The organism is Mesorhizobium sp. M0047, assembly GCF_040323315.1.
Lineage (GTDB): Bacteria > Pseudomonadota > Alphaproteobacteria > Rhizobiales > Rhizobiaceae > Mesorhizobium.
In genome coordinates this window covers 214,301-240,622 of record NZ_JAMYUW010000003.1, presented here as the reverse complement: position 1 = coordinate 240,622, position 26,322 = coordinate 214,301, and the positions used below count along the sequence as shown (strand labels likewise).

The window sequence follows — 26,322 nt, the reverse complement described above, 5'->3', positions numbered from 1 at the left end:
ATGGCTCGCGATTCTGAACTGGTGGCGGTATTCATCGATGCCGATAACACGTTGTGGGACACGGACGCAGTGTTCGCCGGCGCGCAACTCGCTCTCCTTCGAGCTGTCGAATCAAGGGTTGGCATTGTGACGCCGCAAGCAGATCGCCTTCTGTTCGTGCGTGCGATCGATCAGGCACTCGCAGAGCGTCATCACGCCGGTTTGCGCTATCCGCCTAGGTTGCTTGTGCGTGCCACCGAACTGGCGCTCAGGGGTGTGCAAGCCAACGACGCTGCCCGGGCGGTATGGAATGGCGGCAAGGACTATCTCTTGTCGGACGGCGATCTCGCCGCGATCGAGGAACGTTTTTTTGGCGATCTGGCAAAGCCGCCACGAATTCGCCAGGGCGTCGCGGAGGGACTCAGTCAGCTTAAAGATTCGGGCTGCCTGCTTCTGATGGTGACAGAAGGGGCGAAGGCTAAGGTTGAGCGGAATGCCGACGTTCTTGAACTCACCAGATTTTTTGATCGGATCATAGAAGGCCGGAAGACACCGGATTTCTATCGGCGGATGCTTTCCTTGACCGGTGCGCCTGCGCGGGCCTTCATGATTGGCGACCAACTCGACCGGGATATCGCGCCGGCGAAGGCAGTTGGGCTTGAAACTATCTATTTCCCAGGAGGATTTCAGCCGCGCTGGGCGCCTGACCAAGCGTCGATACAGCCAGATCATCTAATTTCCAGTTTTGACCAAGTGCCTGCGATCGTATTTGACGCGGTAACCAGTGCGGCCGGAGCGCGAGGCTGACATTTCTAGGGTCAGCGCAACTCGGCTATACAGTCACAGGCGCAAGTCACACGTTCGCGAAGCCATGGCCAAGACAGGGCGGCCGGCGTGCCGATGCCATCAAGGAGCATTCCAAAACAGCCCTCCAAGATAGAAGGCTTTCTCCATTCTTGGCGATCTGGTGTTGCATCCACATCCCGTAGCGGCTTGATAGCAGCTATCAACATTTTCCAGATTTCAAGCCGGCACAAGGCCCAAACGACGGTCTCGCGCGCGCAGCAATACCAGGAATGGAAGGGCGGCCAACACCATCCAGGCCTTACCCACGACTTGTCCTGCTAAAAATTCAATGGAACCAAAGGCAAGGCCGAGGAACACGATGCTGTCGATAACTAGCCCCACCATGCTGCTTGCGACGGCGGCGCGGATGAATCCGCGACGCTGGAGCGGAGTGTAAACCGCTAAGTCAGCGATTTCCGACAACAGAAAAGCGGCAGTGGAAGCAACGACCAGCGCTGGCGGCGCAAAACTTGCGGACAACAAGGCACCGATCGCGATTGCGGCGACCGCCCAACTTAATCCAAGTCGCCGCTGAACAAGGTCGCGCAACACCAAAGCGAGACCGACCGCCAACACCCCGCTAGGAGCTTCAAGTCCAGGTGCGACGGGAATCAGACATGGACCATTCGGTACGCAAGTTGTCCCAACATTCCCGATCAACCAGTTCGCAAGTGGGATGCATCCAGCAAAGCACAAAGCGAACACGATTCCTTCCGCCCTACGGAGGCGATCGATCTCAGCCATGGGACAACTCCTGAGTCTGCGGCAGCGTTGAAGGTCGCTTGGCGAACTGTCGATATCCCTTCGCGCGCAACTCGCATGCCGGGCACACGCCGCAGCCTCGGCCCCACTCATGAACGTTCCCCACGTCCCCATCGTAGCATGTCAGAGTGCTAGTGCGGATCAAGTTCACCAAGGCGCGCCCACCGAGTTCTTCGGCAAGGGCCCACGTCTGTGCCTTGTCTATCCACATAAGCGGAGTTTCAAGCACGAAACGACTCTCCATACCTAGGTTGAGAGCGACCTGAAGCGCCTTCACCGTATCGTCACGGCAATCCGGATATCCGGAAAAGTCTGTTTCGCAAACGCCAGTCACTACGTGCTTGAGACCTCGACGATAGGCGACAGCAGCCGCAAACGTGAGGAAGATAATGTTCCGCCCAGGCACGAAAGTGTTCGGCAACCCGGATTCGGTTGCCGCTATCTCAACGTCGCGTGTCAACGCAGTCTCACTTATCTCGCCAAGCACAGATAGATCGAGCACCCGATCCTCACCGAGTTTGGCAGCCCATTTCGGAAAATGACTTTCCAAGCCCGCCCGGAATTCACCTCGAGCGTCGAGTTCGGCTCGATGCCGCTGCCGATAGTCGAACCCAATCGTCTCCACGTGCTCGAACCGATTGAGAGCCCAAGCCAAACATGTAGCGGAATCTTGACCGCCGGAAAAAAGTACGAGCGCGCTTGAATTGGACATTATTGAGATTCCGTACCGTAGAAACTACAGGCTCCCGTGTCGCTATCGCGTCTTACGGTCACTCGCCATAAGTTCGGACAGATGGGCGCGACTTTCCGCCAGATCCACGACGAAAGGTTTTCCATTGTCGCGGGTCCAAGGTCATTAATCTCGTCCAGAAAGCGGTGGTCGAGACCATCGCGAGCCTCTTCGAGGGCCTGATCGAGCAGTCCTAGATCGATTACCATGCCACTCTCCGGATCAGGACGGCCGCGAACGACTACTTCTGCGCGGTAGGAATGGCCATGAATCCTGCGGCTCGGCTCGACTTCAACCTGACGTTGAAGCGTGTGCGCCGCGTCGAAGCGAAACTCCTTGCTCAGTTCGTACATTATCGGATCCCCATGAATTTGTGAGTTTGGAGAGACAGACGCCAGTGCGGATGCTGCAGGCAATATGCTATTGCCGCCGCCGTATTTGCTTCGAGCATAGGACCGTCGAGAGGCTGCAGAAGGAAGTGGTCAAATGCGAGCTTCTCAAAAACCGCAGGATCCAGACCGGCTTGAGGAAACACAAGTTTCAGTTCGTTTCCCGTTGTTTGTGCCAAGGTTGTCGCACCCTTGGGGCTAACGGTAATCCAATCAATCGTATCGGGGGCCGCCAGCGTGCCATTGGTCTCTAAGGCAATTTCGAACCCGTGGTCATGGAGTGCCGACACAAGCTGATCCCCAACCTGCAGAAGCGGTTCGCCGCCCGTTAGAACGACGAATCGTTCGGACGTCCCACCACCCCACATATTCTCGATCGCGATCGCCAAAGAAGATGCATCGTTGAACCGTCCACCGCCAATGCCGTTGACGCCAACGAAATCGGTGTCACAAAAATTGCAGGCGGCTTTCGCTCGGTCGCGCTCCCGACCACTCCAAAGATTACAACCGGCAAATCGACAGAAAACGGCCGGCCGCCCAGTGTGGCGACCTTCACCCTGCAACGAATAGAACATCTCTTTGACTGCGTAACTCATTTTTCACGCTGCCCGCGCGGATTCGGCCAGGCGCCGCTTGAGGACCTGGACTAGGTGAAGTGATAATTGGCGGACATCGGACGGAACGTTCTGGAGTCCATTCCAACGTCGGCGCTCAGCGCCGAACTCCCACTCGCCCTCGCTCCAAGCGGTCTTTCCTTTTAGCAGCCGTAAGCCATTCGCGAATTCGTCGCGTGTGGCAGCGCCGGTAACGCTGTTGAGAAAGTCCATAACATACCCGAGCGCGACAATGCCCGTGCCATGAATCAACCGAGACGTCTTGGGCGTCTTACCGGCCCAATCGTCTGCAAAGACGTGTTGCACTGCATGGTAGAACTCGCTCATCATTGTGACGCCCTGGTCAAGCAAAAGCTGATCTTCACCCGCATAAAGACGCAGTGCTCCGTCACTTAGAGAATTCATGATTACCCGCTGCAGAACGGTATCTCGAATGACTCCCTTTGGGTTTGTCTGTTGCTTGATCAAGCCCCTCAGGGACGATCCCTTGCGATAGTTAAGCGCCTCTGTGGCCAGTGCCGCCTGTGATCGACTTGACATGCGGTGCGGCAGATCTCCCACTTTTGGGAGCAGTTCGTACACCAGCGCTTTTGGCAACGGACGGGTGTTATTCACGAGGATGAACTGTTTTTGCAGTTCCTCCTCTGTCTCACAGAGGAAACCCGACACGAGCACCTCGAAGTCGCGGCCTCGCAGTTCCGAAAGCGCCGTGAAGCGCTGTTGTCCATCAACGATCCAACCGGGCGGGCCCTTGGATGTATCTATGACCAGTTGGCAGAGGCGACTTTCCGGATTCGTCGCCGGCTCTAACCAAGCGTGCCCCATGAAGGCGACCACGATAGCATTGGGCAAGATTGAGTTCGGCTTTTCGAGATAATCACGGATTTCGCGAATGTGCCCCGCGATCTGCGGTCGCTGAAAACCTTGGAGCGCGCCGCCATCATCGCGACCCGCCCGCTCGATTCGAGCAATGCGTGCAACTTCCGCAGCATTCGCAATGAAGGTGAAGACCGTCAGTTTCTCGCTCTGAACCGGTGCCAGCGCATCAAACCGAAGAAAATCTTGCTTGTTCATAGGCTCTCCCGTCGGAATTCGCTCAAATGGGTGTGAAAGACGTGGAGGTTGTGAATGCCGCGTCGCTTGTTGCGATTTGAGGTGCGGAAGATCACGGCCTCCACGCCGCTCTCCCGACAAACTCGGCAGTTACATCGCTCCCAGGGACGATCGCCAAGGGTGTGGGCGTAGACCTTGCGCTGTCGGGTTGCGGCGTCGGCACGACGGCTTGGTGACGCCTCGTCGTGCCAATTCAGGGCGGCCCAATAGTCCATCACGGCATCAAGACTTTGGTCGAGGGTCGCGCCACCGTCGGCGTAGGCACGCACGCCGCGAAGCGCGGCGTCTTCAAGACGCCTCGCATCTTCCTGGTTGAGGCTGCCTTCCAGCGCCTTATGCTTGAGCTTGTTGTTCTGGGTGGCCTGCGGAATGCGAATTGCGGTGTAGTACGAGAGGTCGCCGTTGGGCGTCCGCACCCAGTAATTCTTCCGGGCATCCTTGAAGGCGCGCAAGAGCGGTGACGTCGTATCGAAACTGGTTACACGGTACTGTTCCAGTACGGCCAGTTCCTCGATTTTCCCGAAACCGAGAAGATGCAGTCGAACCCGATCGGGGAGAGCATCACGCAGAGCTTGTAGGACTCGGCGAATCTGATCGATCCTCAACGGCACGGTGCCGCCGATCGCTAAATAGTCGTATCCCATGCTGGCCAGGTTGCGGGCAGCCTGCGCCATACTCTCAGCCGACCAACCCTGTATGACCCCCATCGGCGTGAAGCCTGGGCCTATGCTCTTGGCGGATTTGTAGAACTCAGTCGCGTTCTGCAGCGTAATTTCGTAGCGACGGCGCACATCATCTGGCACGTCGTCCAAGGCCCGCGTCACCCCAAGGTCGTCAAAGTCGAAGATGAGGTGATCGGGCGAACATCCATGCGTGAAGCCGGCATCAGCATAGAATTCCGCTGTGTCGTCGGCCTTATAGGGCGGTTCCGGTAGGTTCCGATAGGTGAAGGCGCCGCAGTCGCCTATCAACAAGCTTCCCGGAAATCGATCGATCGGATAGCGGAGAAATCGTCGAGCGCCCTCGCGACGAAAGCGCATCAACTGAGCTTCTGAATACTTTCCTGGCTGGCGAGCATCGCCGACGATTCCGCGGGAAACTAGGATACCGTCATACGGTGCCTGTTCTAGGAACTCGTGTGGATACTGGTCATCGCGGTGAACCGATCGGCCCGCGCCGTTGCGATCAGCAACAAAGTCATACTCTGGATCGATCGTATCGACGCTGTCAGCGAAAACGAATTGCATCACGCGACCTTTGCAAAGGCATGCATGTGGTCAAGGCGCGCTAGATGCCCAGACAACAATTTGATGTCGCGTCCAACGTTCTGAATCTCATTCCAGTCGCGCTGCAACTCCGCCCACCGGCCGTTGGTCCAGCGACAGTATGGAGCGATGCGCGTCAGCGACTCGGTCGCGTGTAGCAGCAGGTCCGTACCAGGAGCAGCGCGCGACATCATGCGATCCATCAAAAGACTCATCGCCTCGATGCCTGCAGAGTGCATTAGCCGGCTTTCGGTCGGTGGGCGACCCCACGCCTCAGGAAAGACGCGGCGCACAGCAGTCCAGTAAGCGATAAGCGTACGGTACATTGCATCGACATCGGCGGGATATTCGGGGGTCGCCTTGTACGGAGCAAGAGCGCCAAGAGCGCTGTTGATGCTATTACGAATCGCCTTGATCAATGCTGAGTCCGTGATCACCGCGATCGCGGAATCTTCCGAAAGCCTTTTAATAAGGCCTTGGAAGGGAGAATCAGGAGAGACCTGAAGGAGATTGACGAGTTCGCTCGGGATTTTCCGAGACGACAAGTCACGCGGAAAGGCTGTGTCAACTTCTGGGAGCAATTCATTGATTAGCCGAGGATCGAGCGGTTTGGCTTTGTTGACCAAGATGAACTGTTCGCGATGGACGGACAGTTCTTCCGACACAAACGCGACGACAGGGACAGGGAAGCTCTTGTTCTGAGCTTGAGACAGGGCAATCGAACGCTGCTGGCCGTCGACTATCCAAGCCGCTTTTGGGCCGTCGTGTGGAAGCGGGATTCGCAATGTTCCGGCCTCGCACGACTTTACGTCGCCGCCCGGCTTTTCGCCCCGCGTCTGGGTGAAACGCGCGCGCGGCGAAAGCGCGAGAATGATTGCGTTTGGGAATAGTACAGGTCCCTGATCAAGAAACTCCGTGATCGCTTGAACGTGGCTCTTAATGCCTTTGCGCTGAAATCCCTGCAAGGAGCCTTCGCCGTCGCGGTGGACGCGGCTGATCTCCGCAAACTTGAGAAGATCGGCGCCGGCGACAAAGAATGCATAGACAGCCTTGTCGGCCTGTTCGGTACGGACGGCGCGAACAGCCAGCATTGCTTCGTTGGTCCTTCGCGGACGGGTCATGCTGCTTCCCTTTGATCCATGGCAGTCCGGTAGAGACGACTGAACCGCGATTGCTCGCACGCAATTCCTTCTTCATCCCGAAGCGCGCGGAGGATTCGTGCAATACCTGATTGCGTATGAAGTCGTGCCAAAATTAGCTGGACAATCTCCGCGTCATTGCGGCGCGGCCGGCGCATGCGTTCGGGGGGCGTCACCGCGCTCAGAGCCGCCTCCACGGCTGCATAGTCGGCATCCCGGTCATATGAGTTGCGGTTGACCGCCACCAACCGAGTAAAGTGGAGCACGGCTCGTTGAGAAAAGTCGGCACGAGTACCTGGCAGGATCGCATCCAGCCGATCGTCGTACGGCACAAGCGATGGGCGGAGTGCAGCCGGCAAGGCTGGTGCAAGAGACGCGCCGAAGATTCGCAATCGCGCCAAGGCTTGAGGTTCAAGTTCACTGAGGCTTTTGCCCACCATCTCGGCATAAGGACGAGTGAGTGCTATCAGCACCCGCCCTGAACTTTGGCCGAACACATCGGCCCACTGATCCGAATGCGGACCTGACAGCAGGCTGGAAAACCAAGCGTCGACATCGAATTCACTTGAGATCCGGGCGGCGACAGACTCTGAGTATCCGCTGGAGACGGTGAGTCCGTAGAGGGGGACTTGCCGGTCAGCGGCCACCAGGCCCAATCCGGCAGAAATGATGTAGAGTCTGGCCTCAGCGATCTCTGCCGCCTGGGTCGCCAGTCCAAACCCTCGACCAGCATAGAGTGCTCCGGCAAGGACCTCGGGCTGGAGCGCGCGTAGCTTTTCTATCCAAGCGGTTTGGATGGCATCCTGTGGACCAATTGGCAAAGAAACTGGTGTTGCCGTGAGAGGTGGTCGCTTCTTCTTTCGAAGGGTGCAGATAGTGATGACCACGGCGGCTGGTGCGCTTCCGACATAGCCAGCCGACGCGACATTTGTCATCAATTTCATCGATAACTGCGCCTCAAATGACTTTGGTTGATTTCGCGCAACAGATATTTTTTCTGCATCTAGTGTATCGGGCAGGACATGCCACAACATGCAGACAGTAGCACAATTGCGGCCAAACAGCTACAGGAAATTGCCGGTTTTTCGATTTGAGGGACGAACAACTGCTGGCCTTATGACGGCTTCGTCTTTGAGGGCTGCAGTTATCGGGGCATTGGCGCGCAAAGGCCAAGGTGGAAATGTCAGCCAACTATCTGTGAGGCCAGCCGTCTTAGCTGCTCGAGCAAGTCAAGGAGATGTTCAATGACGGCCTGATCCGCAATCGGGGCGAGCGCCGCCAGGATGCAATTCCCGAGGCAACGAAAGCAGGGGGGCAATGACGTAATCGTCGCATCCACCAGTCGCCAAGCGGCCGGTCTAGAATGAGTTTGGTCATCCATTAGCTAAACTCTGGTTTCCAACATCTGCACAGGGAGAGATGGTCTCGGCCATCTCTCCCCCGCGAATGCCGCCTGCGACAGAGCGGGGCCGCCCGCTCGCAAGGCGGCAACTGCCCATCATCGTCTGACCTGATCCGATCCGCCTCGCTCGGCGCGCAGCCCAGTTCCGCTCGCCGGCATGCGCCCCCCTCTCTGCCGCGCGCTCACGCGCCCCCGGAAGGCATGCCGAGGGGCATGCCTTCGGCATCTAACGGGAAAGGATCAGAACCATGACCACTGTTGAAACGAGTGCGAAGACCGGAACTGTCAGCGATCGCGGCATCGAGGTTTTCATTCCGCTGAACAAGTTGAAGAAGTCGCCGCGCAATGCGCGCAAGACCCCGCACAGCGGGGCGATCATCGAAGCCTATGCGGCAAGCATCGCCGCCAAGGGCATCCTACAAAACCTTGTGGTGGAGCCGGAGTGTGACGGCGAGGGCGTGGAAACCGGCTTCTACTTCGTAAGCATCGGCGAGGGCCGCAGACTGGCGCAATTGCTGCGCGCTAAGCGCAAGCAGATCAAGAAGACCGAACCGATCCGTTGCATCGTCGACACCGTGAACGACGCGCATGAGATCAGCCTGGACGAGAACATTACCCGGGAGGATATGCACCCCGCAGATCAGTTCGAGGCGTTCCGGGAGCTTCACGAGGAACGAGGATGGGGTGCGGAGGAGATTGCTGCCCGCTTCGGCATCACCGCCCATGTCGTACGCCAGCGCCTGCGGCTCGGCGCGGTCAGTCCGAAGCTGATACAGGTCTACCGCGACGGCGATCTGACCCTCGACCAGTTGATGGCGTTTGCGATCACTGACGATCACGCCCGGCAGGAACAGGTTTTCGACAACCTCACCTACAATCGCGATCCCTACATCATCCGCCGCGAACTGACGCGGACGCATGTTGCGGCGAGTGATCGCCGCGCCATCTTTGTCGGCGCGGAAGCCTATATGGGAGCCGGTGGCGCCATCCTGCGCGACCTGTTCACCGAGGATCGCGGCGGCTTCTACGAGGATGCTGCGTTGCTCGACCGGTTGGTGATCGAGAAGCTGCAAGGCATCTCGGAAGCCGTCAGGCAGGCCGAGGGCTGGAAATGGGCGGATGTCCATATCGACTACCCGCACGCAAACGGCTTGCGCCGCACCTATCCGCAACCTGTGGATTTGTCGGAAGAAGATAAAGCCGCCTATGCGACGGCATCCGACGAATTTAACCGGCTCACCCAGGAATGGGATAGTGCCGAGGAACTGCCGGACGATGTCGATCAGCGTTTCGGCAAGCTTGAAGCGGAAATCGAGCGCATCGACACTCTGCGTCACGCCTACGATCCTGATATTGTTTCGCGCGGTGGCGTGTTCGTCGTGCTTGCCCATGACGGATCGGCGCGCATCGAACGTGGCTTCATTCGCGCCGAGGATGAGTTGCCGGAGCCGGAAGCGGTAACGCTGCAAGGCGGCGAAGATTACGCCGTCAACGACGATGGCGAGATCATCGAAGCCGGCACCGGTTCGGATTGCGATGGTGGGAACGAGGAAGAAGCGGAGGACGACGGCAAGCCGCTGTCTGATATTCTTATTCGCGACCTGACCGCTCATCGGACGCTTGGGCTTCGGCTTGCGCTAGGCGAACAGCCGAACATCGCCCTTGTCGCGGTGACCCATACGCTTGCCGCGCAGACCTTCTATCAGGGTGCCGAAGCCCCCTGCCTCGAAATCCGCCCTACCAGCGTCTACCTCGCCGGTCACGCGGACGGCATTGAGGATACGGCGGCTGGCAAGGCACTGGCGGATCGACATGCCGAGTGGGCTGCGGATATGCCGCGCGATGTGGCCGACCTGTGGGACTTCATCGCGTCGCTCGACCACGCAAGCATCATGGCGTTGTTCGCCCATTGCGCCTCGCTCACCGTCAATGCCGTAAAGCAGCCTTGGGAGCGCAAGCCTCTCGCCAACCAGACGGCGGACAGGCTGGCGACGGCGGTCAGCCTCGACATGACCGCACATTGGAGGCCGACCGTCCGGACCTATCTCGGGCGCGTGACCAAGGCACACATCCTCGACGCCGTACGCGACGCTGCCAGCAACGAAGCAGTGGACAGGCTGTCGGACCTGAAAAAGCAGCCAATGGCCGAAGCCGCCGAGCAGTTGCTCGCCGGAACCGGATGGCTGCCTGCGGTGTTGCGCACCGAGCAAAGTCCAGTGTTCGCCAAATGGCATGACGAGGAAGGTGAAGATGCCAAATCGGCGGCCGTTGCCGAACTGGAGCCGGAACCCGCTCAGCCCGACATGGCGGACGCTGTGCTCACCGACAGCAGCGCCCTGGCCGAGCAAGGCGAGCCTTTCAACGTTGCCGCCGAGTGAGCCGCAAACGGCCGGAGCCGCAGCGCGGTTCCGGCCAGCTTTGCCGTCAGGTCCGAGAACCTTTCGGCCGCGCTGATGGCGGGGCCGGAGACCTCGACCAGCATGACACTGCGAACGGCAGCAATGAGAAGCGATCGAGAACCCGTTGATGATCGTGGCCTGCGGCCACCATCGCCCCACACGACAGCGCCTCGCGATCAGACAGGACGCATCGTCGTTCTGCAGGGATGATCAGCCGTTCACTGCGTCCTTGAGAGCCTTTGCCGGCTGGAAGACGACTTTCTTGGAAGCTGCTATCTTGATCGTCGCACCAGTAGATGGATTGCGTCCCTCACGAGCCGGTTTGTTCTGCACCTTGAACTTGCCGAACCCGTTGAGGCTGATTTCCTCGCCCTGGGCGGCGGCCTCCGCAATGCGCTTCAGCACATCTTCGACCATGGTCTTTGCCTGGGTTTTTGACAGGCCATGCCCGTCTGCAAGGCGTTCGGCAATATCGATCGTGTTTACAGCCATCGTTTCCATCCCATCTGTTGTGTTGGTTGAACGGCTGGCCTTATGCCACAGGCGATTCCGCACTGTCATCGCCCCAACAAGCGGAATCGGGGCAAACCAATGCAAGAACCGGAAATTTCCCCCACTCTTATCGAGACAAAGTCAGGCAGCAATCGCGGCATCAGACGCCCGGTGGGGAGGCGGCCCTTTCCCGGCAATGCCTCATCGTGCGTGAAGCGTCACCGTAGTCGTATCATTCGGCAATGCGGCGGCGGATCAGGTGGGACGAGGTCATCCTCGCCTTCGATAGCAGCCAGGCTTGCATCGGATCTGTCGGAAACAGGAATCGTTGTGGTACTTGGCAGCTTGATGGCCGCTGCCCTTGGCAGTCACCTTCCATGCCGCTTCGAATGCATGGCGGTTCAGCTGAAAAATCTGGGAAGTCGAGCCATGTCTTCGTCACCTGTTTTGGGCGTAGTGACCAACACCGCCCTGGCGCTAGAAGCGAAGGTTCACGTCTTTGGCCAGAATGGCCTAGCATTCGCGGTGCGCGAGAATGTGCGTGAGCGATCGACGTCGCCGTCATGGCGTTCCCTTCTGTCTGGTCATTCCAAGCCACGCCCACGGCGCCCTCGAATGGATTGGGTCTGACCGAAGACCGTCTTCGCTTCGCTCAGCCTCGATCGTCTTCCCGCAACGGCGTCGCTGCGTTTTCTTCCCCTGGCCGCTGCGCGTCCATTCCTCGCGGTCCAAGAAAGCCTCGCGTCGCCGTCTTCCACTCCGTTTCAGCCCCTCCGGGATGCGGACCGATCGTCTCCGGTCCCACGACCACCATCGAGGCCGCGATGGGCGCGGCCCGAGAAAACGGAAGGAACCACCACAATGGCCACGATCGGCACATTCTCGCGCACTGCAAACGGCTTCTCCGGCTCGGTCAAGACCCTCAACCTCAACGTCAAGTCGGTATCGTTCACCCCAGCCGAAGGCGACAACGAAAAGGGCCCCGACTTCCGCATCTTCGCCGGTGCCACCGAGTTCGGCGCGGCATGGAAGAAGACCTCGCGCGAAGGTCGCGACTACCACTCCGTCAAGCTCGACGATCCAAGCTTCCCCGCTCCGATCTATGCGAGCCTAGTCGAGACCGACACCGAGGGCGATTTCTCGCTCATCTGGTCCCGCCGCGCCGCCGAGTGATCCGGCCCACCAAACGAAGCCCCGTCGCAAGGCGGGGCTTCGCCATGTTCAGGTCCGCCATTCCTGGCACCTTTGTCAGGTGCAACACACTAAGCTTTGACGGTTGCCTTGCGTGCCTTCTTCACCGGCGACTTGACTGCCGCTGGGGTTGTTGTCGCTGCCGCCGCGCGAGCAGATCGTTTGGGTTTTTCCGCTACAGGCGCTGCCGCCTTTCGCCCGAGGCCCGATGCCTTCGCCAATGCCGAGCGGGTGGCCGCGTAGTTCGGTGCCACCATCGGATAGTCGGCGGGCAGGTTCCATTTCTGTCGGTATTCCTCGGGGCTCAGATTGTAGTGAACTCCGATATGGCGCTTCAGCGATTTGAACTTTTTTCCGTCTTCCAGGCAGATGATGTGATCCGGCGTCACCGACTTCCTGATCGAAACCGCCGGTTCCTGCCTGACCACAGCCTCTGTCGCCGGCGTGCCGATCCCTTGCAGCGCGGCATGGATGTCGCCAATCAGCTTAGGCAACTCTCCGACCGGCAGTGGATTGTTCGACACATAGGCGGCGACAATGTCGGCGGCGATCGACACGATATCGGTACGATCTTCCTGATCCGGGGCGGCGGTCATGGGCTTTCCTCTGGTCTTGTGGACATACTGTACAATCTTGCCTGTTTACTCGCAGGCAGATTATTTGCAATCGCTACGATCCCCATTGGCGCAGTCTCAATTCTGAAGCTTCGCCTTTTTTGTTCGAATCGCCTGTGTAAACACCTTTCCGATCGTTTGAGGGAAGCGAGGAGACTTTCCCCTCGCTTCCCCGCCAATGCCGCCTGTGCAGAGCAGGGCCGCCGGCTCGCAAAGCGGCCGATTGCAGTAATTGTCGTGATCAATTTCCATCCGCTCCGCTCGACCGTGCAGCCCGGCTCCGCGCGCCGGCATTGGCCCCCATCACTCCCGCGCGCTCACGCGCCCCCGGAAGGCATGCCGGGAGACATGCCTTCGGCATCAACGGAAAAAGGAGTGAGCACAATGAACATGACCACCATTATCAACAGCGAGAGCAATATCCGGCAGCAGGCGATTTCCAGCGGCTTTCGCGTCGATATCTCGCGCGGCGAGAGGATCGGACGAGTTTCCTCGGAATGGTTTTCGCGTCCCGATGACGAGCGCTATCTGAGCCTCACCGAGCTTTATGATGCCGTCAAACAGCGAGCGGATCACGCCACCGCCCGCACCGTCGAGAGTCGCGCCCTGCGCGTCGAAGCCACCCGCGACAATTCAGAGCGGCTTTCGCTTATCGTCCCCGGGCAGGAGCAACCGATTGCGCCTACGCATTGGAGCTTCGGCCAGCTTTGCAGTCTTGTCGGCGCACCGGCAACTTACATGCGCCAGCTTCCTGCGCCTCTGGCAGGCATCAATTTGCAGCACGGTCTGTTGAGCCATCGGGCAGAGTTGATGAAGACACTCGAGACGGAGGACGGACGCGTTGAACTTCGCGCCGTGACTGGACCGGACTATGGCCGCATCTGGGATCATGAGCTTGTCACCGCCGTCATGAAGATCGCGGGCAATGGCACCGGCGACACCATGTGGAAGGTGCCGGGCGTTCTGGATTGGGCGACGATGACGCACAATCCGCTTGTGGACATCATCAAGGACACCACCACACTTTACGCCAGCGACCGCGACGTCTTCGTGTTTCTGGTGGATGACACACACCCGATCGAAGCCGGACGCCTTCCGAATGGCGAACCGGATTTGTATTTTCGCGGCTTCTACTGCTGGAATTCGGAAGTCGGTTCGAAGACTCTGGGCATAGCGAGTTTCTATCTCCGCGCCGTCTGCATGAACCGCAATCTGTGGGGGGTGGAAGGCTTTGAAGAAATCAGCATCCGGCATTCGAAGTTCGCAGCACTTCGTTTTGCTCATGAGGCAGCACCCGCTTTGAAGCGCTTTGCGAACTCAAGCCCCGCGCCGTTCATCGCCGGCATCAAAGCCGCGCGTGAGAAGATCGTCGCCCGCACCGACGAGGACCGCGAAAACTTCCTGCGCAAGCGCGGTTTCTCCAAGGGCGAAACGGGCAGGATCATCGAGGCGGTTTTGCAGGAGGAAGGCCGCCCGCCAGAGAGCATCTTCGATTTCGTACAGGGCATGACCGCGCATGCCCGCACCAAGGCGCATCAGGATAGCCGATTGGAGCTTGAAGGCAGGGCGAAGGCCCTGTTGGAAAAGGCGGCATGAGCATACGAAAGGCCGCGCAGCGAACGTCTCGCCGCGCGGCCTATCAGGTCCGCCGCATCAACGAGACCGCCATAGCATAAGAATATCTAGCGACCAGATTATCGGGGTCGGCGCGTGCTGCCGTTTTTGAACACGGCGGCCGCTCGCCGGGCTCTGCCCGGCTCGCGATGCAACTGATGTCATGAGTGCTAACAAAGACAAATGGGAGCAAATTGCCCTCTATTTTGTGACGCGCAATGGAGGTCGCCTTAGAAGGTCCGCGGCCTCAATCCCGAGAACATTTGCCAGCTTGTCGACGACGTCGATCGTCGCGCCGTAGACGCTGCGTTCCAACGCACTGATATAGGTGCGATCGACTTCCGCGCGGTGGGCAAGCTCTTCTTGCGAAAGCCCAGCCGCCTGCCGATGCCGCCTCAGATTGCGCGCAAACACCTCGCGAATTTCCATGCACGGGAGTGCAACGCCTTGTCGAGTATTCAACCACGGAGTATCCTCGACAAAGTGCCTTCAAAGATGGAAATCGCGTTTGCTCAAACCACTGCTTGATCCCGATGTTGCCGACGTTGCTCCAGATTCCTCGATCTTGACCGGGTATGATGAGGAGCGGCTGCTCACCTACATCCGCCTGCTCGACGCGGCGGCTGAAGATGCGGACTGGCGCGAGGTGGCCAGGATCGTCCTGCATATAGACCCGGCTGAGGAACCAGAGCGGGCGTTCCGATCATGGGAGACGCATCTTGCCCGCGCCCGCTGGATGACGACGAACGGCTACCGATATCTTCTTGCAGGCGGTGCGCCACACTGAGCGTCCAAGGCCATGGTTTGCTGAATCAGCACAGCGGTTTGCCGACTCTCCAACTACCCGATTTGCGTATCGGCAGGGATGCTCATCCCGAAGCCCGCAGCCTGATGCGGGTACCGGGAGAGGATTTGGCGCATTGCAAGGCGATTGGACCGATCCGGCAGCCTACGCGGACATGCAAGGCTACATGCCTGCAGAGTTCGCTGCCGAGTATCTGATCAGGAACGACGACTTTGTCGCCGAGTGGGGTCAGCTTTCGTCACATCTCCCAGGTGCCGTAGAACCTGTTGGTCCCCCCGACTTCATCGCTCGTTGGGGCGCGCGATTTCACAGTCACCGGTGACGAACTTCCGTTAGCTGGGAACATCGTCTGGACGGAACAGGCCTCGCCGCGCGTGCTGAGGGCCACGCAAATCCGATCGTCAGTCAGCCCTTCGCATCAGACTGTTCAACCTTCCAGACTCAGCGGCGCCGCCGTCTGGAAAGCCGACGAGCTTCATATTCTTTGGCCTGCATCGACCGGGACAAATAATCTCGTCACAGACCTCCGCAACGGCGCGACCGAATTCAACGCTATCATCCTGCCACTCGATGCGGCGTTCGAGACACGGCTCGACGCAGCGCGCCGGTTCTGGCGGGCGCTCGACCATCGACCACCTGGCCCGGTCTACGGCGCGGTGCCGAAGCAAGCGAAGACGAGGCATATTCTCAATCTGCGCGCTCATGACGCCCGTCGTGCAGGGGCTGTCTACCGCGAGATCGCGGAGGTGCTTTTGTCACGAGAGCCGGTCGCGCCTCGAGACTGGCGCGACCATCATCTCCGGCACAAGGTTCGGGCGATCCTGCGAAGGGCCGATCGACTTGTCGGGGGTGGCTACCGCGACCTTCTCTTCTATCCACACAGCCGCGGCCGAAAATCCGATCGCTGAGTCCTTCTTCCCATGGGAGCAAAAACACAGCCCCCGATGTTTGCCCTCCCTCGACTTTTCTCATTTCGACCATCGTCCGTTTCGCGCGTCCCGGCAGGCCAGGACGACAGCAGAACCGAATGGAGATCGAGCGATGTCGAAGGGTCCCGCGGACGCGCCCCAAAAATACCTGCGAACCAAGGAGGCGGCACCAATCGTCGGCCTTTGCGCTCGCACGCTAGAAAAGCACCGGACGTACGGCACCGGACCAAAATACCGCAAAGTCGGTGGTCGCGTCCTCTATGACATCGACGATCTGCACGCCTGGATCGAGCTTGGTGCGCGCACGTCCACCAGCGATGCCAACGCGACCTTTGTTCCGCCTGCCAAGCCGCATGCCGCCCGCGCGCCAGCCTATGCCGGCCGGCGCCATCGCGTCTCCTGATACTGCGGGCAAAGAAAATGCAGCTTCGATCGACCGATCAGGGGCAGCTTGATCTGTTCCGCGCGCGCGCCAGTGTGATCACGCCACGCGATGCGCAAGACCTGATGTCGTGGCCGTTTTTCTCACTCGCCAAATCCCGCCGCGTGACACCGATCGACTTTCGCATGGGCGAGGTTTCGATCCGCGTCGAGGCGACGATCGAACATGGCATGGCGACGATCTGGGACGCCGACATCCTGATCTGGGCAGCCAGTCAGATTGTCGATGCACGTGACAAAGGCCTTCGCACGTCGCGTCTGATGACGGCCACGCCGTATGAGATCCTTGCATTCATCGAGCGTGGCGACTCCGCTCACTCTTACGACAGGCTGAAAGCCGCGCTTGACCGGCTGCAATCGACGACGGTTGCCACTTCTATCCGCCAGTCGTCCGAGCGGCGGCGACATCGCTTTTCCTGGATCAACGAATGGAAGGAGCGAATGGACGCCAACGGGCGCCCACTCGGCATCGAACTCGTCCTGCCCGACTGGTTCTATGCCGGCGTCATCGACGATGCACTTATTCTCACGATCGACCGCCAATATTTCGGGCTAACGGGCGGCCTGGAGCGCTGGCTTTATCGTCTCGTTCGCAAGCACGGTGGCCGCCAGACCCATGGTTGGAGCTTTGATCTCGGCCACCTCCACGTGAAGTCCGGCAGCCTGTCGCCCTTCAAGCGCTTCACCTTCGACCTACGCGAGATCGTGCGACGCCAGCCACTGCCGGGCTACCGGCTGGCACTCTCCGTCGACCCCGACGGTCGGTCACGCCTGAACTTCCAACTCAACCCTGTCGATCCATTCGTGAGCGCCAGCGCAACGCCGTTCGCGCCACGTGGCCGCATCACTAGGGGTGTGAAATGACTGTGGACAGGCCCGTGCTATCAGGAACCGCAACTCCCGTGCCATCGGGAACCGGATTCCCGTGCTATCAGGAACCGGAATCGGGCTTAAGCCATTGCAGCGATTGCCGAACCCGCTCCTCTAACGTTTCTAACTGTGAATCCTTCGGATTCTTTCTAACTGAAAGCGCCGATCCACGAGGCTGTGGACGACAGCGCAGCCATGATCTTTCGGACAGGTCGCGAATGATCGATGTCCCTTGTTCCTCGTGGAGCACGACGGTTTTCTCCGCCCCTCGTTTCGCCATGCTGGCTGCTGACCTCCGATCACGGGGGCCAGTATGAGCAATCTCACCCACGTCGAACTTCTGTGGCTGAAGAAGCGGATCGAGAACTACATCCGGTTCGGCAAGGTTGCTTCCAACAGGAACATTGACCGTAGCCGTCGTGTCGTCTCCTTTGCGCCAGGCAGTATCTTCGCCTTCGTTCGCTGGACCGCGAACGACTTCGGCACTGTCGCTTCGCGCATCGATATCCTGCGCGCCGTCGCCGCTGGTCAGCGCTGCTCGACCGTCGTCGCCTATGTGCGGCCTGGCGCCGACATCCTGCTTACAGTTATCGGATGGCCGAACGTCGAGAAGGTGCTGAAGATCATCGACGCTATCGAAGCGATCGGCATCGATCCCATTGATGTGTCGCCGGACTACTGGCGGCACGCCCACAGCAGGTTCGCCGCGCGCGAGGCGCCCAGGCCCTACACGCGCCAGCGCCATGAGGCATGGCTCCTGCGCCGCCGAGTTGAGCGATGAACATGCGCGCAACGATCATCGTCGCGATGTTCGGCGGCGCGGTCCTCGTCGCCGCGCCGGCATGGATCGACCATCGACCGAAGTTCATCTGGAACGCGTCAGCGAGCGTCCCGGCCGGGCTCTACCACGTCGAGCCGGTCGACCGGATCGGCATTTCTGATATCGCCGTCGTCATGCCGCCCAAGCCGCTGGCGGATTTGCTTGCCCAACGCGAATACCTGCCGAACGGCGTGCCGCTGCTGAAGCATGTGTTGGCACTCGGAGGCACGATGGTGTGCCGGCGAGGCGCCTCCATCATCGTCCACGGCGTGGCCTTTGGACGTGCGCTCGATCGTGACAGTCGTGGCCGGCCGCTGCCCGGCTGGAAGGGCTGCCGCATCATTGCCGATCGTGAAGTCTTCCTCATGAACTGGAACTCGGCTGACAGTTTCGACGGCAGGTATTTCGGCCCACTCCCGCTTAATTCGATCATCGGCCGCGCGGTCCCGGTCTGGACCAACGACCGCATTTCGCCGGTACCGGATGATTCCGGCGAACCGGATCGCCGCGAGCCGTGACGGCTCGCACCAACCCTCACGAACGCTCATGAAAGGAGCAACACAATGGCCCAGATCGGCACCTTCACCCGCAACGACGACGGCTTCTTCGGTAACCTCTCTACGCTGACGCTCGACGCGAAACTCGCCATCCTGCCTGCCGAGAAATCGGACGCCGAAAACGCGCCAGACCATCGGGTCTTCTGCGAAGGCATGGAGATCGGCGCGGCGTGGGATCGCACCGGCGAGAAGGCTGGCGTCTATCTGTCCGTCTCCATCGACGATCCGTCCTTCACGCAACCGATCCGCGCCAATCTGTTTCAGTCCGATACCGAGAAAAGCGTCTGGGCCTTGCACTGGAGCCGGCCGTCGAAGCGCGACGAGCGAGGGTGATCGGATGCTCCGATTGCGCCTCAGCGGCCTTTCTGCGTCAAACCCTTTGATCGATCGGCCGCCGTTCAAACCCTTCGACCCGATCGCCTATCAGGCGGCCGCCGCGCGCAGCGCAGGTCAAGGGCGGTCGGACGCTTGCCCGTCGTTCAGGACGTTCGTCGCGCCGCAGTTTGCGGCAAGCAAGTCCGGCCGGCGAAGCCTTGCCCTTGACGGAAGCGAGCACGGTGGCAGGCTGCAGGCGCGTCGGGATCGTGGTGCAGGTGCTTTTATCAGCCGAGGCATTGCAGCGCTGTCTGCAAGCGTCATGGTCGCCCTTACGGCGTCTATTGTCTGTGCTGAGCCTTCCGCGCACCGTGAGCGGCCGGCGCACTCCAGCAGTACCATCTCGTCCGCTGATCCCTGGTCGACGCATATCCGGGAAGCGGCCAAACGCTTCGCGCTTCCCGAGCAATTGCTTCGCGCCGTCATGTATGTCGAGAGCGTTGGTGATGTCCATGCGGTGTCGAGCAAAGGAGCAATGGGCTTGATGCAGATCATGCCGGCGACATGGCAAGGACTGCGCGCCAAGTACCGCCTCGGTGTCGATCCTTATCAGCCGCGCGACAACATTTTTGCAGGTGCAGCGTATCTGCGCGAGATGCTCGACCGCTTCGGCCGCAACGGCTTCCTCGCTGCTTACAATGCCGGTCCTGGGCGATACGAAGATCATCTTGTTACCGGCCGGCCACTTCCGCGCGAGACGATCGACTACATCAGGAAACTGGCGCCCCTGATCAATGGTTCGGTTCCCATTCCGATGCGCGCACATCGAGGAGCGGGCAGGGCGAGCGCACTCGAAGCGGCGATTTTCGCGAGCGTCGTGAACATGCGGAATGGCTCAACTTCGCAAGGCGAGCGCGAGATCGACGTTCCCGTCGAGACTGTGTTCACAGCGATCCGCTCACCCAGCGTACGAACACCGGTGGGTGAAGGGGTTACCGATCTTACGGCGCTCGTACCGCAACCGATCGGCTCCCGCAGTGATCATGCGTTAAATCCGCCACCCACTATTCGGAGCCCGTTTGTGCATGGTTCGTCCGAGACACCACAATGATCGTAGCACTCCTGGTCAATCGCATTCCGGTCTGTTCCGTCGCGGAAATTGCGGTGGGAGGATTGGCCGTGAGAGAGGACGGAGAGGGATGGCAGGATAAAGGGCCGCGATGTGCGGCTCGGTCGGTTGTTTGTTTTCCTTATGATTTTGACGCCGTTTTGCGATGTTCTCCGGCAATCGGCGAGGTGCGCGATTGCCATTTGGTCAATCTTTCCAATAGAAACCGCACCTCGCGGGAAAACGGCCGTGAACAGGGATGACTTCCGCATTCGGCCGGGTCGCATCCGCTCCCATGGCGGCCAGCGGGCGCGGCCCTTCATCTTCCAGGCGCTTGCTGCGGCTCAGCGAGCTGGCGGCCATATCTCGCGGAAGGGCCAGATCACCTCGCCACGCGCCTCGACCTTCGGCCGCGGCAGGTCAGCGAGCATCCGGGCCAATCGCCTCATCAACGGCCGCTCGCGTGGCGTCGTGGTCAAGGCGCGTATCATCCGTCAGTTCAAGGGATCGACGCCGCTCGCCGCCCACCTTAAATACCTTCGCCGCGACGGCGTCACGCGCGATGGCGAGAAGGCGAAGATGTTTGGGCCTGACACGGGCAAGGCTGATCATGATGCCTTCTCCGATCGCTGCAAGGAGGACCGGCATCATTTCCGTTTCATTGTCTCACCGGACGATGCGGCTGAAGTGGGGGACCTCAAAGGCTTCGCCCGCAACTTGATGACCGACATGCAGCGCGATCTTGGCACCAGGCTCGACTGGATCGGCGTCGACCACTGGAACACCGAGCATCCACACGTTCATATCCTGGTGCGCGGCGTCGCCGACGATGGCGAGAACCTTGTCATTTCACGCGACTACATCCGCCAGGGCATGCGCGATCGGGCAAGCGATATCCTCACCCAGACCCTGGGACCTCGGACCGACCACGACATCCGCCGGACAATCGAACGACAGGTCGATACGGAGCGCTGGACACAGCTCGACCGCCAGCTTGTTCGCGATGCCGATCCTCATGGCATCATCGATCTCGCGCCGCATCCAGATCGCCAGCCGGACGAGTTCCTGACGCTCAAGGTTGGACGGCTCCGCAAGCTGGAAAACCTTGGCCTCGCCAACCAGGTCAGTCCCGGTCAATGGATCGTGGCGGATGAAGCCGAACCCACCTTGCGCGCGCTCGGTGAGCGCGGCGACGTCATCAAGCGCATGCACCGCAGTCTTGTTGGTCATGGTATCGACAGAGAAACGGCGGGCTATGTCCTGGCGGCCGAAAAAATCGACACGCCCGTCATCGGGCGGCTGCTGGAACGCGGAGTGGACGACGAGTTGCGTGGCTCGGCCTACGCAATCGTCGACGGCATCGACGGACGTACGCACCACATCCGGTTTCCTGATCTCGACGCCACTGGCGATTCCGCGCCCGGTTCCATCGTCGAGCTTCGCCGTTACGAGGATGCCAAGGGACGCCACCGTGCTGCACTCGCTGTTCGCTCCGATCTGTCAGTAGCGGACCAGACTCACGCTGAGGGTGCTACCTGGCTCGACCGTCAGCTCGTTGCGCGCGACTCGGCTGAACTCGGGGAGGGCGGCTTCGGCGCGACCGTAAGGCAGGCATTGAAGGATCGCACTGATCATCTGATCGAGCAGGGCCTCGCCCGGCGCGAAGGTCAACGCGCCATCCTCGCCCGCAACCTGATCGATGTGTTGCGCAGCCGGGAGCTTGAAGCACTCGGCGCTCGGGTCGCCGATGAGACGGGGCTTCTGTTCACGAAGGCTGCTGAGGGCGACCATATAGGCGGCATCTATCGACAGAGGTTTTCGCTAGCCTCCGGCCGCTTCGCCATGATCGATGACGGGCTCGGGTTCAAGCTCGTGCCTTGGTCGCCATCCCTTGAGACGCAAGTCAGCAGCCATGTATCGGGTGTCGCCCGCGCTAGTGGCGCTGTGGATTGGAGTTTTGGCAGGAAACGAGGTCTCGGACTTTGAGCGGTTTTGGCCGTCGCCTCAGCGGACAACCTCGTGCCTGCGTAGGAGACAAGTCATGCCCCGGAGACCAGGGCAGGAATCGCCAGGGCCGTATTCGCCTCGTCAAGGATGGCGAAGGTGTATCGGCCATTTGCATCAAGGTCGACTGAGTAGGTTAGGCGATCAAGTATGTGGTTGTTTTGATCGAAAGTGACGATCCGAGGCTTCAACGAGGTGATTTGTGCTTCATCCAGGTAAATGGAGTTGCAGACAATGATCTGGTCTCCAGGCTGGCATGTTCGGGCGGCCGCTCCGTTGAGGATGCAGCATCGTGAGCCTCGCTCGCCGACAATGACATAGGTCGAAATCCGCGCACCCGAATTCTTGTTCCATATCTCCACGAATTCCATGGGCAGAATCCCGGCTGCCTCGCAGTGGGCAGGGTCCAGCGTTATCGACCCATGGTAGTTGAGGTTTGCTTCGGTAACGTGGATGCCGTGCAGTTTGCCGGCGACGATTTTTCGCATTGGTCTGTTGCCCTTCGTGTCGGGAAGAAGTCACTGCCGATGGTCAGCCCGCTGCGGTCAATGCTCAGGGTAATCGAGACCGACGTCGAGGATCGGCGCGCTGTGGGTCAACCAGCCGATGGAAATCAGATCGACGCCGGTCGCGGCGACGGCTGGCGCAGTCGTGGGCGTTATCCTGCCCGACGCCTCGGTAATCGCCCTTCCGGCAACCATGACCACCGCCCGACGAAGCTCGTCGAGGGACATGTTGTCGAGCAGAACGGCGTCGGGGGCCAGGGCCAGGGCCTCTTCCAACTGGCCAAGCGTATCGACCTCGACTTCGATCTTGACGAGATGACCGATGCTGCTTCGTGCGCGCTCGATCGCCGGGTGAATTCCTCCGGCGATGGCGATGTGGTTGTCCTTGATCAGGATGGCGTCGTCGAGGCCGAAGCGGTGATTTGAACCGCCCCCAGCACGCACGGCGTATTTCTCGACGGCTCGCAGTCCCGGCGTCGTCTTGCGCGTGCAGACAATCTTTGCACGATGGCCGCGTACGGCTGTGACGACCGACGCCGTCGCTGTGGCGATGCCGCTCAAATGACAGAGAAAATTGAGCGCGGTGCGTTCGGCGGTGAGCATGGCCCGGGCCGGACCGCTGACCGATGCAATGATCTCACCGGGCGCGACTTCGCTGCCGTCCGCGCGATGGACCACCATTTCGACGCCAGGATCGATGAGCCGGAAAGCGAGCATCGCCAGATCGAGCCCGGCGACAGTTCCGGCTTGGCGCGCTCTCAGCACGGTCGTCACATGATGGTCCTTTGCTACGACAGCGCCCGAGGTCAGGTCGCCGGCCCTGCCGAGGTCTTCAAGCAGAGCTGTCCGCACCAGCGGTTCGAGCATGATTGCGGGAAGGGGTGGGAGGCTCATCAGAGGATGCTTTCCAGAGTTGGGGGCATGCGAGTTCCCGCGCGGCGGCTATGGCCGCGTCGAGCGTGATTTCGGAACGGCGCGCGACGGCCGCTTGATAGGGAAAGTCGGTCCGGTAGTGAGCGCCGCGGCTTTCCCTGCGCTGCAAGGCGGCAACCGCAATCATCAGCCCAACGGCGGCGGGATCGGACCCCGCGTCGTGCCGCTGCGACAGCGGCAGCAAAGCCCGCGCAGCCTCCTTCAACCCTTCGCCATCCCGCGTGACACCGAGGGCCCGTGACACGAGAGGACGCACAGGCCTTGGATCCGGCGCGGGCAGGTCAGCTGCCATCGCTGGCTTTGCACCCCCGTCAGGTGACCCGGCGACACTTTCGGCAACCCAGCGCGCGTAAACGACGGCCTCGATCAGCGAGTTGCTGGCGAGCCGATTGGCACCGTGCAGCCCGGTCGACGCAACCTCTCCGCAGGCCCAAAGTCCCTGAACCGATGTTCGCCCGGCGAGATCCACGGCGACACCACCCATGTGGAAATGCTGGGCCGGTCGGATGGGAATGAGGTCTCGTGCCGGATCGATGCCGACGCCGCGGCAGGCTGATGCGATCGTCGGAAATTGCCGCGCAAATATCGCGCCTGGCCTTTCGCGCACATCGAGGAAGGTGCGGTGGCCGTCTGCAAGATGTTGCCAGACTGCGCGCGCCACGATGTCGCGCGGTGCGAGCTCCGCACCACGCACGCGGTCGAGAAAACGCCGCCCTGTCTCATCGACGACTATCGCGCCTTCCCCGCGAACCGCCTCACTGATGAGCGGCATCGGACGGCCCAGTCCGTCAAGCGCGGTCGGGTGGAACTGGATGAACTCCAAGTCGGCAAGCACGGCGCCCGCACGCGCTGCCAGCGCCAAGCCTTGTCCGCAACTGCCCAGTGGGTTGGTTGAATCTTGGAACAGGCCGCCGATCCCGCCAGTGGCGAGAATGACCCGCCCTGTGGCGAGAAATACCGGACCTGTCGAACAGTTCGCAAGCACACCGGCGACTCTGCCGTCCTCTATGGCCAACCGTCTTGCTTCCACGCCTTCCAAAATCACAATCGACGGCGTGGAACGCACCGCGGCGACCAGGGCGCGCATGACCTCCCGTCCGCTGCCGTCACCTCCGGCATGAGCGATGCGCCGCCGGCTGTGCGCGGCTTCCAACCCGAGCCGCAGAGCTCCTTGGGGTGTGCGGTCGAAGCCAACCCCCAGGCGCGCCAGATTCTCGATCCCGGCCGGCGCCGCGTACACGATGCGCCTTGCTGTATCCGCATCGCAAAGGCCGTCACCTGCGGCGAGCGTGTCGGCAAGATGGAGCGCCGGTTCATCATCTTCGCCCAGGCTGGCGGCCAGCCCACCCTGCGCCCACACGCTCGATGTGTCGGCGCCAAGCGGCGATCTCGACAGGAGAAGCACCGGCTCAGGCGCCAGATGCAGCGCAGTCATCAGCCCGGCTATGCCGCCGCCGATGATAATCGGCCGGCCGGCGAGGTCGCGGGCGTCCACGCTCATACCGCCAGCATCCGCTCGACGGCCAGCCGCGCACGCCCAGCAATCTCGGGTGCGATGGTCACCTCATGGCGGTTCTGCTCCAGCGCCGTGCGTATGTTGGCGAGCGTTATCCGCTTCATGTACGGGCACAAATTGCAGGGCCGGATGAACTCGACCTCGGGGTGTTCGACCGCGACATTGTCGCTCATCGAGCATTCCGTCATCAGCACGACGCGGGGTGGCTTTTGCCGCCCGACATAGTCGGACATCGCCGCGGTCGAGCCGGAGAAATCGGCCTCGGCCACCACTTCGGGCGGACATTCGGGATGCGCCAGTACCGTCACACCCGGATGGTCCTCGCGCAGCTGGCGAATGTCGGCAGGCGTGAAGCGCTCATGCACCTCGCAATGTCCTTTCCAAGCGATGATCTCCACATCGGTCTGGGCGGCAATGTTCTGGGCCAGATATTCATCTGGCAGCATGATCACCTGAGGAACGCCAAGCGACTCGACGACAGCCTTCGCGTTGCCTGAGGTACAGCAGATATCGGACTCGGCTTTCACCTCGGCTGACGTGTTGACATAGGTGACAACAGGCACGCCCGGATAGCGCTGCCGCAGCAGGCGGATGTCTTCGGCGGTAATTGAGTCGGCCAGCGAACAGCCAGCGCGCAGGTCTGGAATGAGTACTGTCTTCTGCGGATTGAGCAGCTTTGCCGTCTCGGCCATGAAGTGAACGCCGGCAAGCACAATGACGTCCGCTTCGACTGACATCGCCTTGCGGGCAAGCGCCAGGCTGTCGCCAACGATGTCGGCGACACAGTGGAAGATCTCCGGCGTTTGGTAGTTGTGCGCCAGGATAACGGCATTTCGCTGCCGCTTCAGATCAAGGATGGCGCCGATATCGTCGGTGAATGCCGGCCACTCGATCGGTGGGATGACCCGTCGCACCCGGTCGTAGAGCGCGGCTGTACATGCAGAGGCGATCGGCATTACCTATTATTCT

30 protein-coding genes are annotated in these 26,322 nt (G+C 60.4%); 15 read left to right on the top strand and 15 right to left on the bottom strand.

All coding sequences use genetic code 11. The features are described 5' to 3' along the window. On the top strand, positions 1–786 hold the full coding sequence (locus tag NKJ89_RS04450) for an HAD family hydrolase (RefSeq protein WP_352600239.1): 786 nt from the start codon (positions 1–3) through the stop codon (positions 784–786). A gap of 216 nt (positions 787–1,002) precedes the next feature. Here NKJ89_RS04450 and NKJ89_RS04445 read toward each other — a convergent pair whose 3' ends face one another. From NKJ89_RS04445 to NKJ89_RS04410, 8 genes are read right to left on the bottom strand one after another with little or no spacing between them, the layout of a single operon-like run. Next, positions 1,003–1,569 carry a VUT family protein gene (locus NKJ89_RS04445; protein ID WP_352600237.1) on the bottom strand — a complete coding sequence of 189 codons (567 nt, stop codon included), beginning with the start codon at positions 1,567–1,569 and terminating at the stop codon, positions 1,003–1,005. Further along, positions 1,562–2,299, bottom strand: coding sequence for a 7-cyano-7-deazaguanine synthase QueC (gene queC, locus NKJ89_RS04440; RefSeq protein ID WP_352600235.1), 738 nt, complete (start codon positions 2,297–2,299; stop codon positions 1,562–1,564). The genes NKJ89_RS04445 and queC overlap by 8 nt, the downstream gene beginning before the upstream one ends. Further along, positions 2,299–2,670 carry a 6-pyruvoyl trahydropterin synthase family protein gene (locus NKJ89_RS04435; RefSeq protein WP_352600233.1) on the bottom strand — a complete coding sequence of 124 codons (372 nt, stop codon included), beginning with the start codon at positions 2,668–2,670 and terminating at the stop codon, positions 2,299–2,301. The genes queC and NKJ89_RS04435 overlap by 1 nt, the downstream gene beginning before the upstream one ends. Beyond that, positions 2,670–3,302 (bottom strand): 7-carboxy-7-deazaguanine synthase, encoded by a 633-nt coding sequence (queE, locus tag NKJ89_RS04430; protein ID WP_352600231.1) that lies wholly within the window; start codon positions 3,300–3,302, stop codon positions 2,670–2,672. Before queE ends, NKJ89_RS04435 begins: the two co-directional genes overlap by 1 nt. 3 nt (positions 3,303–3,305) lie before the next feature. Next, a complete protein-coding gene (dbpB, locus tag NKJ89_RS04425; RefSeq protein WP_352600229.1) occupies positions 3,306–4,394 on the bottom strand; it encodes a DGQHR domain-containing protein DpdB in 1,089 nt (362 codons plus the stop codon). After that, positions 4,391–5,680 (bottom strand): tRNA-guanine transglycosylase DpdA, encoded by a 1,290-nt coding sequence (dpdA, locus tag NKJ89_RS04420; protein ID WP_352600336.1) that lies wholly within the window; start codon positions 5,678–5,680, stop codon positions 4,391–4,393. The genes dbpB (NKJ89_RS04425) and dpdA overlap by 4 nt, the downstream gene beginning before the upstream one ends. Further along, on the bottom strand, positions 5,680–6,819 hold the full coding sequence (dbpB, locus tag NKJ89_RS04415) for a DGQHR domain-containing protein DpdB (RefSeq protein ID WP_352600227.1): 1,140 nt from the start codon (positions 6,817–6,819) through the stop codon (positions 5,680–5,682). Before dbpB (NKJ89_RS04415) ends, dpdA begins: the two co-directional genes overlap by 1 nt. Continuing rightward, complete coding sequence (locus tag NKJ89_RS04410; protein ID WP_352600225.1) at positions 6,816–7,781, bottom strand: hypothetical protein; 966 nt, start codon at positions 7,779–7,781, stop codon at positions 6,816–6,818. Before NKJ89_RS04410 ends, dbpB (NKJ89_RS04415) begins: the two co-directional genes overlap by 4 nt. Positions 7,782–8,487: 706 nt before the next feature. Here NKJ89_RS04410 and NKJ89_RS04405 point away from each other — a divergent pair. Then, positions 8,488–10,617 carry a ParB/RepB/Spo0J family partition protein gene (locus NKJ89_RS04405; protein ID WP_352600223.1) on the top strand — a complete coding sequence of 710 codons (2,130 nt, stop codon included), beginning with the start codon at positions 8,488–8,490 and terminating at the stop codon, positions 10,615–10,617. 231 nt (positions 10,618–10,848) lie between these two features. Here the strand turns inward: NKJ89_RS04405 and NKJ89_RS04400 are convergent, their stop codons facing one another. Further along, positions 10,849–11,130 (bottom strand): HU family DNA-binding protein, encoded by a 282-nt coding sequence (locus NKJ89_RS04400; protein ID WP_502904086.1) that lies wholly within the window; start codon positions 11,128–11,130, stop codon positions 10,849–10,851. Between the two features lie 861 nt (positions 11,131–11,991). On the opposite strand from NKJ89_RS04400, the gene NKJ89_RS04395 reads away from it, so the two are divergent. After that, the gene (locus NKJ89_RS04395) at positions 11,992–12,303 is read left to right on the top strand and encodes a DUF736 domain-containing protein (RefSeq protein ID WP_352600219.1); all 312 of its coding nucleotides are present in this window, start codon (positions 11,992–11,994) and stop codon (positions 12,301–12,303) included. Positions 12,304–12,392: 89 nt separating this feature from the next. Here the strand turns inward: NKJ89_RS04395 and NKJ89_RS04390 are convergent, their stop codons facing one another. Continuing rightward, entirely contained in the window at positions 12,393–12,917 is a 525-nt protein-coding gene (locus NKJ89_RS04390) for a Ros/MucR family transcriptional regulator (RefSeq protein WP_352600217.1), read from the bottom strand. A 402-nt stretch (positions 12,918–13,319) separates the two neighbouring features. On the opposite strand from NKJ89_RS04390, the gene NKJ89_RS04385 reads away from it, so the two are divergent. Further along, positions 13,320–14,531 (top strand): DUF932 domain-containing protein, encoded by a 1,212-nt coding sequence (locus NKJ89_RS04385; RefSeq protein ID WP_502904085.1) that lies wholly within the window; start codon positions 13,320–13,322, stop codon positions 14,529–14,531. Between the two features lie 219 nt (positions 14,532–14,750). Here NKJ89_RS04385 and NKJ89_RS04380 read toward each other — a convergent pair whose 3' ends face one another. Further along, positions 14,751–14,978: a helix-turn-helix domain-containing protein gene (locus NKJ89_RS04380; protein WP_352600215.1), complete on the bottom strand. Its 228-nt coding sequence runs from the start codon at positions 14,976–14,978 to the stop codon at positions 14,751–14,753. 79 nt (positions 14,979–15,057) lie between these two features. Between NKJ89_RS04380 and NKJ89_RS04375 the strand changes: the two genes are divergently transcribed. The 11 genes from NKJ89_RS04375 to NKJ89_RS04325 all read left to right on the top strand — a co-directional run bounded on the left by NKJ89_RS04375 (position 15,058) and on the right by NKJ89_RS04325 (position 22,380). After that, positions 15,058–15,336 carry a DNA -binding domain-containing protein gene (locus tag NKJ89_RS04375; RefSeq protein ID WP_352600213.1) on the top strand — a complete coding sequence of 93 codons (279 nt, stop codon included), beginning with the start codon at positions 15,058–15,060 and terminating at the stop codon, positions 15,334–15,336. Next, the gene (locus NKJ89_RS04370) at positions 15,323–15,676 is read left to right on the top strand and encodes a transcriptional regulator domain-containing protein (RefSeq protein WP_352600332.1); all 354 of its coding nucleotides are present in this window, start codon (positions 15,323–15,325) and stop codon (positions 15,674–15,676) included. Before NKJ89_RS04375 ends, NKJ89_RS04370 begins: the two co-directional genes overlap by 14 nt. A gap of 52 nt (positions 15,677–15,728) precedes the next feature. Beyond that, complete coding sequence (locus NKJ89_RS04365; RefSeq protein WP_352600211.1) at positions 15,729–16,262, top strand: DUF2285 domain-containing protein; 534 nt, start codon at positions 15,729–15,731, stop codon at positions 16,260–16,262. A gap of 133 nt (positions 16,263–16,395) precedes the next feature. Continuing rightward, positions 16,396–16,686: a helix-turn-helix transcriptional regulator gene (locus NKJ89_RS04360; RefSeq protein ID WP_095084952.1), complete on the top strand. Its 291-nt coding sequence runs from the start codon at positions 16,396–16,398 to the stop codon at positions 16,684–16,686. A 17-nt stretch (positions 16,687–16,703) separates the two neighbouring features. Continuing rightward, the gene (locus tag NKJ89_RS04355; protein WP_352600209.1) at positions 16,704–17,588 is read left to right on the top strand and encodes a replication initiator protein A; all 885 of its coding nucleotides are present in this window, start codon (positions 16,704–16,706) and stop codon (positions 17,586–17,588) included. Positions 17,589–17,907: 319 nt separating this feature from the next. Beyond that, complete coding sequence (locus NKJ89_RS04350; protein ID WP_352600207.1) at positions 17,908–18,375, top strand: DUF2840 domain-containing protein; 468 nt, start codon at positions 17,908–17,910, stop codon at positions 18,373–18,375. After that, positions 18,372–18,932 carry a S26 family signal peptidase gene (locus NKJ89_RS04345; protein WP_352600205.1) on the top strand — a complete coding sequence of 187 codons (561 nt, stop codon included), beginning with the start codon at positions 18,372–18,374 and terminating at the stop codon, positions 18,930–18,932. Before NKJ89_RS04350 ends, NKJ89_RS04345 begins: the two co-directional genes overlap by 4 nt. A 45-nt stretch (positions 18,933–18,977) precedes the next feature. Then, positions 18,978–19,304, top strand: coding sequence for a DUF736 domain-containing protein (locus tag NKJ89_RS04340; protein ID WP_352600203.1), 327 nt, complete (start codon positions 18,978–18,980; stop codon positions 19,302–19,304). 304 nt (positions 19,305–19,608) lie between these two features. After that, entirely contained in the window at positions 19,609–20,397 is a 789-nt protein-coding gene (locus tag NKJ89_RS04335; RefSeq protein WP_352600201.1) for a lytic transglycosylase domain-containing protein, read from the top strand. Then, entirely contained in the window at positions 20,394–20,657 is a 264-nt protein-coding gene (locus tag NKJ89_RS04330) for a hypothetical protein (RefSeq protein ID WP_352600199.1), read from the top strand. The genes NKJ89_RS04335 and NKJ89_RS04330 overlap by 4 nt, the downstream gene beginning before the upstream one ends. Then, a complete protein-coding gene (locus NKJ89_RS04325; protein WP_352600197.1) occupies positions 20,644–22,380 on the top strand; it encodes a relaxase/mobilization nuclease domain-containing protein in 1,737 nt (578 codons plus the stop codon). Before NKJ89_RS04330 ends, NKJ89_RS04325 begins: the two co-directional genes overlap by 14 nt. A gap of 53 nt (positions 22,381–22,433) precedes the next feature. Here the strand turns inward: NKJ89_RS04325 and panD are convergent, their stop codons facing one another. From panD to nadA, 4 genes are read right to left on the bottom strand one after another with little or no spacing between them, the layout of a single operon-like run. Then, positions 22,434–22,886, bottom strand: coding sequence for an aspartate 1-decarboxylase (gene panD, locus NKJ89_RS04320; RefSeq protein ID WP_352600195.1), 453 nt, complete (start codon positions 22,884–22,886; stop codon positions 22,434–22,436). A 57-nt stretch (positions 22,887–22,943) separates the two neighbouring features. Continuing rightward, a complete protein-coding gene (gene nadC, locus NKJ89_RS04315; RefSeq protein WP_352600193.1) occupies positions 22,944–23,798 on the bottom strand; it encodes a carboxylating nicotinate-nucleotide diphosphorylase in 855 nt (284 codons plus the stop codon). Further along, a complete protein-coding gene (locus NKJ89_RS04310; protein WP_352600191.1) occupies positions 23,737–25,338 on the bottom strand; it encodes an L-aspartate oxidase in 1,602 nt (533 codons plus the stop codon). The genes nadC and NKJ89_RS04310 overlap by 62 nt, the downstream gene beginning before the upstream one ends. After that, positions 25,335–26,309 carry a quinolinate synthase NadA gene (nadA, locus tag NKJ89_RS04305; protein WP_352600189.1) on the bottom strand — a complete coding sequence of 325 codons (975 nt, stop codon included), beginning with the start codon at positions 26,307–26,309 and terminating at the stop codon, positions 25,335–25,337. Before nadA ends, NKJ89_RS04310 begins: the two co-directional genes overlap by 4 nt. Positions 26,310–26,322: the final 13 nt, after the last annotated feature.

Bases quoted from the DNA above. Each gene is read 5' to 3' on its own strand.
- NKJ89_RS04385 (WP_502904085.1), top strand. From the start codon at position 13,320: ATGAACATGACCACCATTATCAACAGCGAGAGCAATATCCGGCAGCAG.
- NKJ89_RS04310 (WP_352600191.1), bottom strand. From the start codon at position 25,338: ATGAGCGTGGACGCCCGCGACCTCGCCGGCCGGCCGATTATCATCGGC.
- NKJ89_RS04335 (WP_352600201.1), top strand. From the start codon at position 19,609: ATGGTCGCCCTTACGGCGTCTATTGTCTGTGCTGAGCCTTCCGCGCAC.
- NKJ89_RS04405 (WP_352600223.1), top strand. From the start codon at position 8,488: ATGACCACTGTTGAAACGAGTGCGAAGACCGGAACTGTCAGCGATCGC.
- dbpB (WP_352600229.1), bottom strand. From the start codon at position 4,394: ATGAACAAGCAAGATTTTCTTCGGTTTGATGCGCTGGCACCGGTTCAG.
- NKJ89_RS04350 (WP_352600207.1), top strand. From the start codon at position 17,908: ATGAGCAATCTCACCCACGTCGAACTTCTGTGGCTGAAGAAGCGGATC.
- NKJ89_RS04355 (WP_352600209.1), top strand. From the start codon at position 16,704: ATGCAGCTTCGATCGACCGATCAGGGGCAGCTTGATCTGTTCCGCGCG.
- NKJ89_RS04395 (WP_352600219.1), top strand. From the start codon at position 11,992: ATGGCCACGATCGGCACATTCTCGCGCACTGCAAACGGCTTCTCCGGC.
- NKJ89_RS04410 (WP_352600225.1), bottom strand. From the start codon at position 7,781: ATGAAATTGATGACAAATGTCGCGTCGGCTGGCTATGTCGGAAGCGCA.
- NKJ89_RS04400 (WP_502904086.1), bottom strand. From the start codon at position 11,130: ATGGCTGTAAACACGATCGATATTGCCGAACGCCTTGCAGACGGGCAT.
- nadC (WP_352600193.1), bottom strand. From the start codon at position 23,798: ATGAGCCTCCCACCCCTTCCCGCAATCATGCTCGAACCGCTGGTGCGG.
- nadA (WP_352600189.1), bottom strand. From the start codon at position 26,309: ATGCCGATCGCCTCTGCATGTACAGCCGCGCTCTACGACCGGGTGCGA.
- NKJ89_RS04450 (WP_352600239.1), top strand. From the start codon at position 1: ATGGCTCGCGATTCTGAACTGGTGGCGGTATTCATCGATGCCGATAAC.
- NKJ89_RS04345 (WP_352600205.1), top strand. From the start codon at position 18,372: ATGAACATGCGCGCAACGATCATCGTCGCGATGTTCGGCGGCGCGGTC.
- NKJ89_RS04360 (WP_095084952.1), top strand. From the start codon at position 16,396: ATGTCGAAGGGTCCCGCGGACGCGCCCCAAAAATACCTGCGAACCAAG.
- queE (WP_352600231.1), bottom strand. From the start codon at position 3,302: ATGAGTTACGCAGTCAAAGAGATGTTCTATTCGTTGCAGGGTGAAGGT.
- NKJ89_RS04435 (WP_352600233.1), bottom strand. From the start codon at position 2,670: ATGTACGAACTGAGCAAGGAGTTTCGCTTCGACGCGGCGCACACGCTT.
- NKJ89_RS04340 (WP_352600203.1), top strand. From the start codon at position 18,978: ATGGCCCAGATCGGCACCTTCACCCGCAACGACGACGGCTTCTTCGGT.
- NKJ89_RS04445 (WP_352600237.1), bottom strand. From the start codon at position 1,569: ATGGCTGAGATCGATCGCCTCCGTAGGGCGGAAGGAATCGTGTTCGCT.
- NKJ89_RS04390 (WP_352600217.1), bottom strand. From the start codon at position 12,917: ATGACCGCCGCCCCGGATCAGGAAGATCGTACCGATATCGTGTCGATC.
- NKJ89_RS04330 (WP_352600199.1), top strand. From the start codon at position 20,394: ATGATCGTAGCACTCCTGGTCAATCGCATTCCGGTCTGTTCCGTCGCG.
- dbpB (WP_352600227.1), bottom strand. From the start codon at position 6,819: ATGACCCGTCCGCGAAGGACCAACGAAGCAATGCTGGCTGTTCGCGCC.
- NKJ89_RS04380 (WP_352600215.1), bottom strand. From the start codon at position 14,978: ATGGAAATTCGCGAGGTGTTTGCGCGCAATCTGAGGCGGCATCGGCAG.
- panD (WP_352600195.1), bottom strand. From the start codon at position 22,886: ATGCGAAAAATCGTCGCCGGCAAACTGCACGGCATCCACGTTACCGAA.
- queC (WP_352600235.1), bottom strand. From the start codon at position 2,299: ATGTCCAATTCAAGCGCGCTCGTACTTTTTTCCGGCGGTCAAGATTCC.
- dpdA (WP_352600336.1), bottom strand. From the start codon at position 5,680: ATGCAATTCGTTTTCGCTGACAGCGTCGATACGATCGATCCAGAGTAT.